Source organism: Niastella caeni, assembly GCF_004834005.1.
In the GTDB taxonomy this organism is placed as follows: domain Bacteria; phylum Bacteroidota; class Bacteroidia; order Chitinophagales; family Chitinophagaceae; genus Niastella; species Niastella caeni.
On sequence record NZ_STFF01000012.1, the window covers coordinates 22734 to 36027 of the forward strand.

The window sequence follows — 13294 nt, forward strand, 5'->3', positions numbered from 1 at the left end:
GTCTGAGGTCAGAAATCGGAGCTGATCAGGCAAAAAAATATCCTCTAGTCAGAGTAGGGTAACTTCTGACTTCCGATCTCCGACTTCCAACTTCGATTATAAAGGTTTTGATTTCAGCAAACTGTCTGCAGATATTGGTTGCGGCACAATCGCCATCCCATCCTGCAGGTTGCCTACCCCTGAGAAAACGATCTTATCACCGGCCTTCACACCATCTTTTACAAAGTAATAGTTAGTGGTTTTGCCTACAACGGTGATCGGTCTGCTGGCTACTTTATTACTGTCGCCCAAAACAAATACGAACACTTTGTCCTGTACGTCGAAAGTAGCTTCCATTGGCACTATGAGCGCATCGTTATACTGTTGCGGAATACGAATCTTTCCTGTATTGCCGGTACGAAGTATGCCACCCGGGTTAGGGAAAGTAGCACGGAAGCCGATAGCTCCGGTTGTTTTATCGAATTGTCCTTCGATGGTGCTGATCTTTCCTTTTACGGTGTAAATGCTATTATCGGCTAATGCCAGTTCAACGGGTGGAACCTGTTTTACTTTTTCTTCAATTGAGTTACCGGCAAACTGGTTCTTGAAAGCGATGAAGTCTGGCTCGCTCAGTGAGAAGTAGGCATACATTTCATGAATGTCGCTCAGTAATGTAAGTGCATCGTTCTTGGTGACACTGCTTCCTGTTTTAAACGGTATCCTTCCGATGTACCCATTGGCCGGGGCTTTCACTAACGTATAACCAATATTGATCTGTGCATTGCTTATAGCTGCTTTCGCCTGTTCTTCTGCTGCTACTGCTGCATCGTAAACAGCGCGGGCGGTCTTGAGCTGTACTTCCGAGATCACCTTGTTTTCTACTAATGGTACCAGGCGATCTACATCTACCTGTGCTTTGGCCACGTTAGCCTTTGCGGCCAGTAAGCTCGATTTTGCCGTGTTCAGCGCCTCGTTATAAAGGCGTGCATCGATCCTGAAAAGAGGTTGACCTGCTTTTACCCAGGCGCCTTCATCTACATAGATCTTTTCAAGATAGCCTTCCACCTGCGGTTTGATCTCTACGTTCACTTTTCCTTCGAGCGATGCAGGATATTCTCTGAATGTAGTAGCTGATGTGGTGGTTACGGGTACTACGGGTAATTGCATGGCTTGTTGTGCCATTCCGGGGGGCGCTGAGGTATTACCGCAACTATACAAAACTGTTGCAACACTGATTGCGGTTAATAACTTTACCCAGCTTAAATTTGACTGAATGTTATCAAAAGGTTTCATCATACATGGTTTAATAGACATACAAAAAAATCGTTAAAGACAAGCTATCGTACTGCGTTGAAGCAATAACGTGGGCAGTGCGTTTCCCGCAGGTTCAGATGCGTAGCAATGTTCCAGGATCAGTTGGCGTCAGGTACGTGAACGATTCCAGGTTTCCGGAGAATAATAGGTAATGTAGAATGCAATATTTTAACAGGTAGCTGTTGCCATGCTGTTGGGTAATGCTAAACTTTTATCATATAACCTGCCCATAAAAATCATCCAGTAAAAGTAATGACGATTGAGACGTCGTTAATTTACCTTATTGGGGGATTAATTGTACTTTTCACGGATTTGTCGTTGGAACAGGGCAGGAGTATTGCCAGTATGCTTTTTGAAGAAACGGTTAAAGTACGCATCGTCTTCAAAATTAAGTCGTCCGGCTATTTCTTTTACTGAATGCTCGCCCCAAAACAATAGTCGTTTAGCTTCCAGTATTCTTCTTTCATCAATGATCTGCTTGGCAGTTTTACCGGTTACCGTTTTAATGAGATCATTTAAATGACCAGGCGTAACATATAGCATATCGGCATATTGCGTTACCTGGGTAGCGTTTACAAAGTTTTCATCGATGAGTGATTTGAACTGGCGTACAATGCGGTTTTGTGAATAATCCATATTCACTACGTTATGCACTACCGTTTCATTTTTGCAGTTTACCAGGCGGCCTGCGCAAATGATGAATGCATTCAACAGGTTTTTCAGGATCAGTCCTTTTTGCGGTTTGTCATCTTTGAACTCCTGGTACATGAGTTCAAGATAAACTGATATTTCCTGCAGTTGTTCAGTATTCATTACCGGCAACACTACCTGGCTGAACATGCATTCCCAACAGGCAAGTACACCCTGAGTTTCGGTAAGCAGAAATTCTTTGTTGAAAGAAACGTGCATCATTTTATAATAGGAGTTGCCTGTTTGCTGATGCACCTGATCAGGGGCCAGCATTAATAATGCGGGCGCCTTGATGGTATATTTTTCAAAGTCGGTATAATGCGTTACTTCTCCTTCCTGCAAAAAACTGATCTTATAATCAGCATGCCGGTGAGGAATGGCCATATAGGATGGTACGGAATTACCTTCAGTTCTTTTAATTATGAAATTGGTGCCTGGAATGCAGGCTGCCATATCATATACGGGAATCAGTGCCTGGTTATTTTTCATACAATCACATTGGTAGCGGGTGAAAACCACCCCTATAGGTGGATAGTAAAAATATTATAATAATGGCAAACTCATACCGCCGTACATATTATTGTACAATAAAATTTTCAACGTTAAACCTTTTCAGGGGATGGATTGTTAAAGCGGAATGCTTACAGATAATGGTTGAAAAGCGGTTATCTAAACTAAGCCAAACGAATGTTCATAAACCTGGCGACATTAATTATATTTTTCTGTATGTCATGATCCCATTGCTGGTTTTTGCAAGGTCTCTTTATCTTCCGCCAACCGGAAATCTATAACCCGCAACTGTAAGTGTTTTTCATTGTTCCATTCATTCTCATCTAAGGTAAATACTACGTCAACTGGTTTCTTAGATTCAAGCAGATGGAACTTTTTAGCCATCCCAAACCCTATGCCATTGAACAGTATGTTATCCTGACGCAGTGAAAATTTGATATGTTGTTCTTTTACAATGCGTGAGTAGCCCGAATCGGTAACATTCTTTACAACAAATAATGGGCGCATGTTCTCTGGCCCGAAAGGTTCCATTTGGTGAATGATGTTGTAAAATGCCTGCTTGAGGTCTTTAAATTCCACTTCTGCATCGATGATAATTTCCGGGGTCAGCAGCTCGGGGGTAATGGTAGCGGCCACCACTTCTTCGAACCGCTGGCAAAAAGCGTCCACCTTATCCAGCGCCAGCGTCATACCGGCCGCATAAAAATGGCCGCCATAACCCAGCAACAGGTCCTTGCATTGATGAATGGCTTCGTATACATTAAAGCCTGCCACACTACGTGCAGAACCAGCTACATATTCACCGGATTGCGTAAGCACAATGGTAGGGCGATAGTAATAATCAATGAGGCGGGAAGCCACTATACCAACCACTCCTTTATGCCAGTGTGATTGAAACACGACGGTGGATTTTCGTGCCCGCAGCAGATCGTTATTCTCGATGATTGCCAGTGCTTCTTCCGTAATATTTTTATCGGCTTCCTTGCGGTCGGTATTGTCGCTATGTAGCATTTCGGCAAACTGCAGGGCTTCCTGGGTAGTATTGGCAATAAACATCTGCACGGCCTTGCGGGCATCGTCCATTCGCCCTGCCGCATTAACGCGCGGCGCGATCATAAACACCAGGCTGTTTATATATAATTCTTTTTGAACCCCGCTGAGTTGCTTTAAAGCCAGGATACCATAGTTGGGGTTTTCGTTGGCTTTCTTCAAGCCATAAAACGCCAGGATCCGGTTCTCTCCCGTCATGGGCACAATATCTGCAGCGATGGCAGTTGCTACCAGGTCGAGGTATTCGAATGGTGCAGACTCGTCGAGCTGAAGTTCCTGGGCGAGGGCAGTGATGAGTTTGAACCCAACGCCGCAGCCGCACAGTTCTTTAAAGGGATAATCGCAATCTTTTTGTTTGGGATTTAAAATAGCCACGGCCGGAGGTAACACCTCATCGGGCATATGGTGGTCGCATACAATAAAGTCGATGCCTTTTTCCCGGGCGTATTGAATAAGGTCAATTGATTTTATACCGCAGTCGAGCGAAATAATAAGTGTAAACCCGTTATCAATAGCAAAGTCGATCCCTTTCTTCGATACGCCATACCCTTCGCGATAGCGGTGGGGGATATAGAAATCGACTTTACCGGGTTCATATACCTTTTGCAGAAAGCGCAACATGCACGATACGGCAGTAGTGCCATCTACGTCATAATCGCCGAATACGAGTATTTTTTCCTGCTCTTCAAATGCCGAAAGAATACGGGTTACCGCCTTGAGCATATCCTTCATGAGCCAGGGATCGTGCAGGTCGGTTAACTGGGGGCGAAAAAACTGCTTTGCTTTATCGAAATTGTCTATATAACGTTGACTGAGGACTTTACAAAGAACAGGATGTATTTTAAGGCCTGCATACAATTGCTGCACTTTTTCATCATCTGCGGTTAGTATGTTCCATCTCTTTTGTAGCATAAAAAAATCTCAAATGCCAAATCGCAAGATCCAAATAATAAATACCAAAATCCAAATCTCAAATAACAGGTCTCAAGTTCCAAATACAAATATTAAATCTCAAACCAATATAAAACCTCAATTTCTTAATTGCCCATTGCTTATTGCCTATTGTTTGGTTCTTGGGTTTTGGTTCCTGGTGTTTTACTAATACTTTCTATCTGTAGTATACCGTACCAGTTCTTCGAGGCCGTTACGTATTTCAATATTATCAAATTCGTGTAAAATGGCCAGCGCTTCATCCCTGAAGCTAAACATTTTTTTCTCAGTATAACTAATGCCCCCGCTTTGTTTTACTATATTAATTACTTCCTGAACCTTTGCGGGTATTTTATTTTGATTTTTGATAATGTATATCAGTTTACGGCGGGTGGCGGCATCTGTTTGCTGCAAAGTATATATAAGGGGCAGGGTGAGTTTTTTTTCCCGGATATCGTTGCCAGTAGGTTTTCCAATGGCCTCACTGCCGTAATCGAAGAGGTCGTCTTTTATCTGGAAGGCCATACCTACTTTTTCTCCAAAGACCCGCATCTTTTCAGTAATGGCCTCGTCGTGGGTGGTAGACCAGGCCCCGGAGGCACAGGCAGAGGCCAGCAGGGAGGCTGTTTTACCTTTAATGATCTCGAAATAGGTGTCTTCTTCAAAGTTGAGTGACCGTGATTTTTCCATTTGCAGCAACTCGCCTTCACTCATTTGGCGAATGGCATTTGACAAAAGCTTTAGTATACGGTAATCGTCATGGTCAAGCGAAAGGAGCATGCCTTTGGCCAGCAGGTAATCGCCTACCAAAACCGATACCTTGCTCTTCCACAGCGCATATGTAGAGAAAAATCCCCTACGTTCCAACGATTCATCCACCACATCGTCGTGCACCAGGGTGGCTGAATGTAGTAGTTCTACCAGGGAAGCTGCCCGGTAGGTGGTATCGTTAACGGGCCCGCACAACTTGGCTGAAAGCAGCACAAACATGGGGCGTAATTGCTTGCCTTTTCGGTTAACAATAAACCGCATAATCCTGTTCAGGAGCGGTACCTGGCTCTTTACCGCATTATGAAATTGCTTTTCAAATTCGGGTAATTCTTCTCGTAATATTGCTAGTGATAATTTCATGCGGTATATAAGAAGGGCAAATTACTATTTTATAATGTATAACGTAAGAGGCATTTAATTTGCTCTGTTATGATCTTACTGTGTGAAAAACAGCAAGATAATGCACATTGTGTTGGGGAAAAAAATTTGGTAGTTAGCTGTCAATTAATATTTTTGCACAGATTCTGAGTTCAGGTTACTTAATCCTTCACATAAAATTTAGTTATGGCAAGCAAAAAGTACGTAAGTTTTCTAAGCTTATTGTTCGTCTTAGCATCTGCTACCTCCCAGGCACAATTGGGCGGAACGTATGATGTAATGGATTCTTCTGTTGTTCCTTCTAAAAGATTGCCCCAGCACACCGAATTCATGGCAAACAATTACGCTTACCCCGCCAAACCCCGTAATCAATGGGAGATAGGCTTACAGGTAGGTGCATTTGGTATTTCAGGTGACGTGCGTAATCGTTTCCCTGGTATCGGTGCTGCATTACACGCCCGTAAAGCGTTAGGTTATGTATTCTCTTTAAGAGGTCAGGTAGGTTTTGGAACCACTAAAGGTTTGAACTTCCAACCATCTTCAAACTGGTTAAAAAACTCTGCCTGGAATTCTGCTGGCTACGCTACAGGAACTCAGGTGTTTTACAACTACAAAACGAATGTGTATGATCTGAGCTTACAGGGTGTAGTAACATTGAGTAACATTCGCTTTCATAAAGCAAAAAGCAGCTTCAATGTGTATGCTTTTGCCGGTTTGGGCGGTATGATCTATGACACTAAAGTTGACGCATTAGATGGCAGCACGCCATATAACTTCTCTAGCGTTATAGCTCAATATGGTCCTACCCAATATCAATATAAAGACAGGAAAGACATCAGAAAAGATCTGAAAGACATCCTGGATGGCGACTATGAAACACAAGGTGAAACTGATAATGGTCAGCCTAAAGTGTTTGATAAGCCTTTCCGCTTCATTGGAAACGTTGGTGCCGGTGTTCAATTTAAGCTGAACAAAAAGCTGAGCCTGGCTATCGAAGATAAACTGACTATTACCAAAACCGACCTGTTAGACGGTAACCAATGGCAGGAAAACAGCCAAACTGCAACTGCACAATCAAGAGATTACGATACTTATAACTTCCTGTCATTAGGTATTAACGTTGCTATCGGCGGTAAAGCTGTTGAACCTTTATGGTGGCTGAATCCGTTGGATTACGCTTACAACGAGGTTAACAAACCACGTCACATGAAGCTCCCCAAACCAGTTTTGGATGATGCTGATGGCGATGGAATCACTGATCAATTCGACCAAGAGCCTAACACACCTGCCGGCGCCCCTGTTGACAGTCATGGTGTTAGCCGCGATACTGACGGTGATGGTGTTCCTGATTACAAAGACAAAGAACTGGTTACACCAACACAATGTCAACCTGTTGATGCTGATGGTGTAGGTAAATGTCCTCCGCCTGCTTGCTGCGATTCTCTGTCTAAGCTGATTGCAGAAGGTGGCCTGAAAAAGGATTGCGGTATCGGTGATTTACCAAGCATCACTTTCAAACCAAAATCTATCACTTTAAGCAACGACGCCAAAGCATTACTGGCTTCAGCTGCTCAGAAGATAAAAGATAATCCTAATTGTAAAATAGCTGTTATCGGTTACTGCTCTTCAAGCAAATCTGAGCAACAGTTAAGTTGGGATCGCGTGAATGCTGTTATCAGCTACATGGTTGATAAAGAAGGCATTAACCAAGACCGTTTCATCTTCAAGTATGGTGAAATGGGCGGCGATTGCAACACCGTAGACCTGCGCGATGGAACTGGTGAAGAAGGTCCTACTACAGTGCCTGCTCCGCACCCGAACCTGCGTCGTGGCAGATAAAAAGTACTTTAGCTTAAATTGCTTTAACTAATAGTATAACCTTCCCCCGTTTTGCCGGGGGAAGGTTTTTATGTTTATCTTAACGACCTGTTTTTGGGTACCAGCACCTTTCCATACATATTTGCAGGAAAACCTTAACTTTGCCCACTTTTATGCGTTCAGCTTTATTAATTGCAATTGTTGCCCTAAGTTTAGCTTCCTGCTCCAAGTTCTCAAAGGTGCAGAAGAGCACTGACTATGATTACAAATTGCGCATGGCAGAAAAGTATTATGTAGCCCAGAAGTACCACTATGCCCAGCAGTTGTATGAAGAGCTTTTTCCATTGATGAAGGGGCAGCCTCAATTTGAAGATCTTTTTTATAAATATGCATATTGTTCTTACTATTTGCGCGACTGGCTGCAGGCGGAAAATCTATTCAAGCAATTTGTAGAGGTATTCCCCAATAGCGCCAAAGCTGAGGAAATGGAATTTATGCGGGCTTATACGTATTACCGGCAGTCGCCCAAGCCCGAGCTCGATCAAACAAATACGCAAAAAACGATCGGGTTGATGCAAACGTTCATCAATACGCATCCGAATTCTACCAAGAATAAAGAGGCCTCCGAGATCATGGATAAATGCCGGGCAAAGCTGGAGGAAAAAGAATATGGCAGCGCTACCTTATATTATAATATGGGGCATTACCGCGCCGCCGCCATCGCTTACACCAGCCTGATGAGCGATTTTCCTGATTCGGAGAAAAGTGATGCATATAAGTTGCAGGTTATCAAGTCTTATTATCTATTCGCGATGAATAGTATTGAAGAAAAGAAAACCGCCCGTTTTGAACAGGTAATTACTGAGTGCAACGATTTTATAGACCGTTTTCCTGAAAGTACATTGAAAAAGGAAGTGGAAAACTACCAGACATTATCAAAAAACAATCTTAAAGCCAACAATAATGAGCAAATTACGAAGACAAATTAGCGCCAATACTGCTAATGTGGCCGAAACAAAGGATTTGAACGCCATTAAAGGCAAAACCGGCAATGTGTACGAGTCTATTGCCATTATTGCCAAAAGGGCTAACCAGATCAATATCTCTTTGAAAGAGGAATTGCATAATAAACTGGAAGAATTCGCCAGCCATACCGACAGCCTGGAAGAGATCCATGAAAATAAAGAGCAGATCGAGATCTCAAGGGCGTATGAGCGTATGCCTAACCCTGCGTTACTGGCTACCCAGGAGTTCCTCGACGATAAAATCTATTATCGTAAAAATGAAGATGACCTGTTTAGTTAATATAGAACAGTAAAAAATGTATGGAAAGCGACAGTTAATACCCTGTCGCTTTTTATTTTTATACATACATCACCTGGCTTCGCCAGGTTGTTGTACTTATGTTATTGTTGATAAACCGGGAGGGAGGCGCCCCGTTTTGTTTAACGTAAAAGACCTAATTTTAACCAATTATGTTCCAGGATAAAAAAATATTGCTGGCCGTAACCGGAAGCATTGCTGCCTACAAAGCTATTTTGCTGGTGCGCCTGCTGGTAAAAGCAGGTGCTGAAGTAAAAGTGGTTATGACACCGGCCGCCAGGGAGTTTGCACCGCCGCTTACCCTGGCTACGTTGTCGAAAAATGCAGTTATAACCGAACTGGTTAGCAACGAATCCTGGAGTAACCATGTTATGCTGGGCCGCTGGGCCGATGTAATGGTGGTAGCCCCCTTAAGCTGCAATACCCTGGCAAAAATGGCCAATGGCTTATGCGACAATATGTTATTAGCTACCTGGCTGTCGGCTACCTGCCCGGTGGTAGTGGCGCCGGCCATGGATGAAGATATGTGGCATCACCCGGTTACGCAGCTTAACCTGCAAAGGCTGGAATCGTTTGGTAATCGTATTATTCCTGTTGATAAAGGCGAACTGGCCAGTGGCTTATATGGCGATGGCCGTATGGCCGAACCAGAAGCCATTATGGATTTCCTGGAAAACAATATTTTCAGTGCAAAGGAACCCGAAGGATCGGGGCAGGCTCTGGCTGGTAAAAAAGCCCTGGTAACCGCCGGCCCAACTTACGAGCCTATTGATCCGGTGCGGTTCATAGGGAACCATTCCTCCGGTAAAATGGGACTGGCCATCGCCGAAGAGCTGGCCCGGCGGGGAGCGGAAGTTCACCTGGTGTTAGGCCCCTCCGCTGTTAAAACTTCTTTGCCAGGCATATATATTCATAAGGTGCAAACCGCCGAACAGATGTACGATACCTGTATGGCTGAATTTCCAACGACCGATATTGCTGTTATGAGCGCTGCCGTGGCCGACTATACACCGGTTGAGAAAGCGCCTGAAAAGATCAAGAAAACAAGCGGTACGCTGATCATTGAGCTTACCAAAACAAAGGATATTCTTAAAAGCCTGGGTCAGTTGAAGAAGAATGGACAATTGCTGGTGGGTTTTGCGTTGGAAACGGCCAATGAAAGGCAGTATGCGTTAGATAAACTTACTTCCAAAAATGCCGACCTCATTGTGTTGAATTCCCTGAACGACGAAGGGGCCGGTTTTGGATACGATACCAATAAAGTAACTATTTTTGAGAAAGGCGGTAACGAGATCGTGTACGACCGCAAGCCCAAACAACAAGTAGCTAAAGATATCGTTGATAGAATCGTAAACAAGCTATATGTGTAGAAAGATTGTATGGATACTTTACCTGATGGTAGCGGCGCCGGCAAGCCTGTTTGCCCAGGAGCTGAAAGCCCGCATTTCTATCAATACCCAGGCATTAAGTACACCAGCCGATAAGAAAGCCTTCCAAACCTGTCAGGCGGCGCTTAATAATTTCCTGAATAACCGAAAATGGACGAAGGAAACTTTTCAGCCTAATGAAAAGATCGTGTGTAATTTCATGTTGAACATAACCGAAGCATCTGGTGGCAATGTGTATAAAGCCAAACTGATGGTGCAGGCTGCCCGCCCGGTGTATAATACCAATTACGAATGCCCGCTGATCAATTTCATAGATGAGGCCGTTACCTTCAAGTATATAGAATTTCAATCGATTGAATTTAACGAGAACCGCGTGTCGGGCTCAGATCCCATGGTTGGTAACCTGCCGGCCATACTCGCTTATTATGTGTATGTTATAATAGGTCTTGATTTCGATTCCTTCTCTTTGCGTGGCGGCGATCCCTGGTTTCAGAAAGCGATGAATATTGTGAACAATGCGCCGGAAGGCCGGGATATTACGGGTTGGAAAGCGTTTGATGGATTGCGCAACCGGTACTGGCTTACAGAAAACCTTACCAACAACCGGTATAACCTGATGCACGATGCTATTTACAGTTATTACCGCCTCGGTATGGATTATATGTATGAGAATGAAACGGAAGCCCGGAGCGCTATACTTAATTCCCTGAGTTTGATCAATACCATGAACAACGATATTCCCAATACTATGATCGTTGCGTTCTTTTTTCAGGGTAAATCTTCCGAATTGATCCGGATATTTAAAAAAGGTACGCCCGAAGACAAGCAAAAAGCAAGGGAAATACTACAGAAGATAGATATATCCAATTCCAATACGTATAAACAGGAATTAAAATGAGCCGGCTATTACTGGTATGTTTGAGCGCTTTCGTGTTTTGTTTGGTAAGTTGTACAGATAAAGATAAAATCCCCAAAGGTGTATTGCCTAAGGAGAAAATGCAGAAAGTGTTGTGGGATATGATACAGGCCGAGCGGTTCAGAGAAACCTTTATAAAAGATTCTTCCCAGGATCTGAAGGCGGAAACATTTAAATTATACGCACAGGTATTTGAAATACACAAGGTCACAAAAGACGAGTTTGTAAAGAGTTATAAGTTTTACATGAGCCGTCCCGACATTGCCCGGGATATGTTCGACTCCCTGGCAACACAGGCCAACCGGCGCCGGGAAGAATTGTACAAAGCGAAACCGCTTGATACCGCACAGGTGAAGCAGCCTCCGGTTGATACAGCAAAAACGGTTCAACCCCAACCATTACAACCGGTTTTACCGCCGGTGCCCAACCCCAACATTCGTTCAAAGAAGTTACCGCTCAGAAAGCTTAAAAGTGATACCTTGCTTAAGCTTAGACAATAATTAGATTTTTTTTGACGCAAAGTAGTGCAGTCAGCTATCAACAGGGTTGATTATATACTTGCATGCTCCCCTGGTAAAAAAATAATTCTTAATCAGCGTAACCGTTTTGGCTGGTTGCAGGGTAGTTCCTTATTTTTATCAAATAAATTGCTTGCTATGCAAAAAGTTGTTGCCAATGCCGACGAGGCCATCGCCGACATGCAGGATAATATTACCATTATGTTGGGCGGATTTGGTTTATGCGGCATACCCGAAAATTGTATTGCTGCTCTTGTACGCAAAGGCATTAAGAATCTCACCTGTATCTCCAATAATGCCGGGGTAGATGACTTTGGATTAGGCCTGTTGCTGAAAACCCGCCAGATAAAAAAAATGATGAGTTCCTATGTGGGGGAGAATGCTGAATTTGAACGGCAGTTGCTAAGTGGTGAACTGGAAGTTGACCTCATTCCCCAGGGCACACTGGCCACCCGTATTCAAATGGCCGGTATGGGCATCCCCGCTTTTTACACACCTGCCGGCTATGGTACTGAAGTAGCAACCGGTAAAGAAGTACGCGAGTTCAATAATAAAATGTACCTGATGGAACACGCGCTGTATGCCGATTATTCAATTGTGAAAGCCTGGAAGGGCGACCGTTATGGTAACCTGGTTTTTCGTAAAACTACCCGTAATTTCTCCACCTCTATTGCCAAAGCAGGCACTATTACCATTGCAGAAGTTGAGCATCTGGTTGAACCGGGTGAACTGGACCCTGAGCACATTCACGTGGCTGGCATATATGTGCATCGGATTTTTCAAGGTGCGAATTATGAAAAACGCATTGAAAGAAGAACGGTACAGATAAATGGGAAGTAAAAAATAATGATTATCGAATGTAGTATGTTGAAGGGAAATGGAGAATGAGAAATGAAGAATGAAAAATTAGGGATGAGAAATGAGGAAGGGAAAGCACGAATGGGAACAACCACAAACCAAAAACCACAAACCAAAAACTACAAACCACAAACTACAAACCACAAACAACTCATGGCTTTAGATAAATACGGTATCGCAAAACGGATAGCGCAGGAATTACGGGATGGCATGTATGTGAACCTGGGCATTGGCATTCCAACCCTGGTGGCCAATTACATTCCAGATGGCATGACCATCATGCTGCAATCAGAGAATGGGATCCTGGGCATGGGGCCTTACCCGGTAGAAGATGAAATAGATGCGGACCTTATTAACGCCGGTAAAGAAACGGTAACCGTGATACCAGGTGGTGCTTTCTTCGACAGTGCAGAAAGTTTTGGCATGATCCGCGCAGGTAAGGTTGATCTTACTGTGCTGGGCGCCATGGAAGTATCGGAAACCGGTGACATCGCCAACTGGAAGATACCCGGTAAAATGGTGAAAGGCATGGGGGGCGCCATGGACCTGGTGGCCAGCGCTAAAAACATTATTGTGGCCATGATGCACACCAATCCCAAAGGGGAATCGAAAGTATTACCCGCTTGTACATTGCCGTTAACCGGTGTGAAATGCGTAAAGCGCATCGTCAGTGACCTGGCTGTGCTGGATGTGTTACCCGGCGGCGGTTTTAAACTGATTGAACGGGCACCCGGCATAACGGTGGAGGAAATTCGCAGTAAAACATTAGGGAAGTTGTTAATAGAAGGGGAGATACCGGAGATGCGGATTTAATTAGCAAATGTGCAAATGGAATACCGCTGCAAGCGAAT

The 13294-nt window shown here is 43.9% G+C and carries 12 protein-coding genes; 8 read left to right on the forward strand and 4 right to left on the reverse strand.

What is annotated here, in order from left to right; genetic code table 11:
* Nucleotides 1-96: 96 nt before the first annotated feature.
* The 4 genes from FAM09_RS27645 to FAM09_RS27660 all read right to left on the reverse strand — a co-directional run bounded on the left by FAM09_RS27645 (nucleotide 97) and on the right by FAM09_RS27660 (nucleotide 5604).
* A complete protein-coding gene (locus FAM09_RS27645) occupies nucleotides 97-1275 on the reverse strand; it encodes an efflux RND transporter periplasmic adaptor subunit (protein WP_136580410.1) in 1179 nt (392 codons plus the stop codon).
* A gap of 309 nt (nucleotides 1276-1584) precedes the next feature.
* Nucleotides 1585-2472: a helix-turn-helix domain-containing protein gene (locus FAM09_RS27650; protein WP_136580411.1), complete on the reverse strand. Its 888-nt coding sequence runs from the start codon at nucleotides 2470-2472 to the stop codon at nucleotides 1585-1587.
* Between the two features lie 240 nt (nucleotides 2473-2712).
* Nucleotides 2713-4455, reverse strand: coding sequence for a single-stranded-DNA-specific exonuclease RecJ (gene recJ / locus FAM09_RS27655; RefSeq protein WP_136580412.1), 1743 nt, complete (start codon nucleotides 4453-4455; stop codon nucleotides 2713-2715).
* A gap of 186 nt (nucleotides 4456-4641) precedes the next feature.
* The gene (locus FAM09_RS27660) at nucleotides 4642-5604 is read right to left on the reverse strand and encodes a polyprenyl synthetase family protein (RefSeq protein ID WP_136580413.1); all 963 of its coding nucleotides are present in this window, start codon (nucleotides 5602-5604) and stop codon (nucleotides 4642-4644) included.
* Between the two features lie 204 nt (nucleotides 5605-5808).
* Between FAM09_RS27660 and FAM09_RS27665 the strand changes: the two genes are divergently transcribed.
* The 8 genes from FAM09_RS27665 to FAM09_RS27700 all read left to right on the forward strand — a co-directional run bounded on the left by FAM09_RS27665 (nucleotide 5809) and on the right by FAM09_RS27700 (nucleotide 13256).
* Nucleotides 5809-7461 carry an OmpA family protein gene (locus FAM09_RS27665; protein ID WP_136580414.1) on the forward strand — a complete coding sequence of 551 codons (1653 nt, stop codon included), beginning with the start codon at nucleotides 5809-5811 and terminating at the stop codon, nucleotides 7459-7461.
* Nucleotides 7462-7613: 152 nt separating this feature from the next.
* On the forward strand, nucleotides 7614-8429 hold the full coding sequence (locus FAM09_RS27670) for an outer membrane protein assembly factor BamD (protein ID WP_136580415.1): 816 nt from the start codon (nucleotides 7614-7616) through the stop codon (nucleotides 8427-8429).
* Entirely contained in the window at nucleotides 8404-8745 is a 342-nt protein-coding gene (locus FAM09_RS27675; RefSeq protein ID WP_081167337.1) for a DNA-directed RNA polymerase subunit omega, read from the forward strand. Before FAM09_RS27670 ends, FAM09_RS27675 begins: the two co-directional genes overlap by 26 nt.
* Nucleotides 8746-8915: 170 nt before the next feature.
* The gene (gene coaBC, locus FAM09_RS27680; protein ID WP_136580416.1) at nucleotides 8916-10133 is read left to right on the forward strand and encodes a bifunctional phosphopantothenoylcysteine decarboxylase/phosphopantothenate--cysteine ligase CoaBC; all 1218 of its coding nucleotides are present in this window, start codon (nucleotides 8916-8918) and stop codon (nucleotides 10131-10133) included.
* Nucleotides 10126-11049 (forward strand): type IX secretion system protein PorD, encoded by a 924-nt coding sequence (gene porD / locus FAM09_RS27685; RefSeq protein ID WP_136580417.1) that lies wholly within the window; start codon nucleotides 10126-10128, stop codon nucleotides 11047-11049. The genes coaBC and porD overlap by 8 nt, the downstream gene beginning before the upstream one ends.
* Nucleotides 11046-11567: a DUF4296 domain-containing protein gene (locus FAM09_RS27690; protein ID WP_136580418.1), complete on the forward strand. Its 522-nt coding sequence runs from the start codon at nucleotides 11046-11048 to the stop codon at nucleotides 11565-11567. Before porD ends, FAM09_RS27690 begins: the two co-directional genes overlap by 4 nt.
* A 156-nt stretch (nucleotides 11568-11723) precedes the next feature.
* Nucleotides 11724-12425 (forward strand): CoA transferase subunit A, encoded by a 702-nt coding sequence (locus FAM09_RS27695; RefSeq protein ID WP_136580419.1) that lies wholly within the window; start codon nucleotides 11724-11726, stop codon nucleotides 12423-12425.
* Nucleotides 12426-12596: 171 nt separating this feature from the next.
* A complete protein-coding gene (locus FAM09_RS27700; RefSeq protein ID WP_136580420.1) occupies nucleotides 12597-13256 on the forward strand; it encodes a 3-oxoacid CoA-transferase subunit B in 660 nt (219 codons plus the stop codon).
* The last annotated feature ends 38 nt before the right edge of the window (nucleotides 13257-13294 follow it).

What these genes read in the sequence shown, in the direction of transcription:
- FAM09_RS27645 (WP_136580410.1), bottom strand. Translation starts at nt 1,275, where the DNA reads ATGATGAAACCTTTTGATAACATTCAGTCAAATTTAAGCTGGGTAAAG.
- FAM09_RS27650 (WP_136580411.1), bottom strand. Translation starts at nt 2,472, where the DNA reads ATGAAAAATAACCAGGCACTGATTCCCGTATATGATATGGCAGCCTGC.
- recJ (WP_136580412.1), bottom strand. Translation starts at nt 4,455, where the DNA reads ATGCTACAAAAGAGATGGAACATACTAACCGCAGATGATGAAAAAGTG.
- FAM09_RS27660 (WP_136580413.1), bottom strand. Translation starts at nt 5,604, where the DNA reads ATGAAATTATCACTAGCAATATTACGAGAAGAATTACCCGAATTTGAA.
- FAM09_RS27665 (WP_136580414.1), top strand. Translation starts at nt 5,809, where the DNA reads ATGGCAAGCAAAAAGTACGTAAGTTTTCTAAGCTTATTGTTCGTCTTA.
- FAM09_RS27670 (WP_136580415.1), top strand. Translation starts at nt 7,614, where the DNA reads ATGCGTTCAGCTTTATTAATTGCAATTGTTGCCCTAAGTTTAGCTTCC.
- FAM09_RS27675 (WP_081167337.1), top strand. Translation starts at nt 8,404, where the DNA reads ATGAGCAAATTACGAAGACAAATTAGCGCCAATACTGCTAATGTGGCC.
- coaBC (WP_136580416.1), top strand. Translation starts at nt 8,916, where the DNA reads ATGTTCCAGGATAAAAAAATATTGCTGGCCGTAACCGGAAGCATTGCT.
- porD (WP_136580417.1), top strand. Translation starts at nt 10,126, where the DNA reads ATGTGTAGAAAGATTGTATGGATACTTTACCTGATGGTAGCGGCGCCG.
- FAM09_RS27690 (WP_136580418.1), top strand. Translation starts at nt 11,046, where the DNA reads ATGAGCCGGCTATTACTGGTATGTTTGAGCGCTTTCGTGTTTTGTTTG.
- FAM09_RS27695 (WP_136580419.1), top strand. Translation starts at nt 11,724, where the DNA reads ATGCAAAAAGTTGTTGCCAATGCCGACGAGGCCATCGCCGACATGCAG.
- FAM09_RS27700 (WP_136580420.1), top strand. Translation starts at nt 12,597, where the DNA reads ATGGCTTTAGATAAATACGGTATCGCAAAACGGATAGCGCAGGAATTA.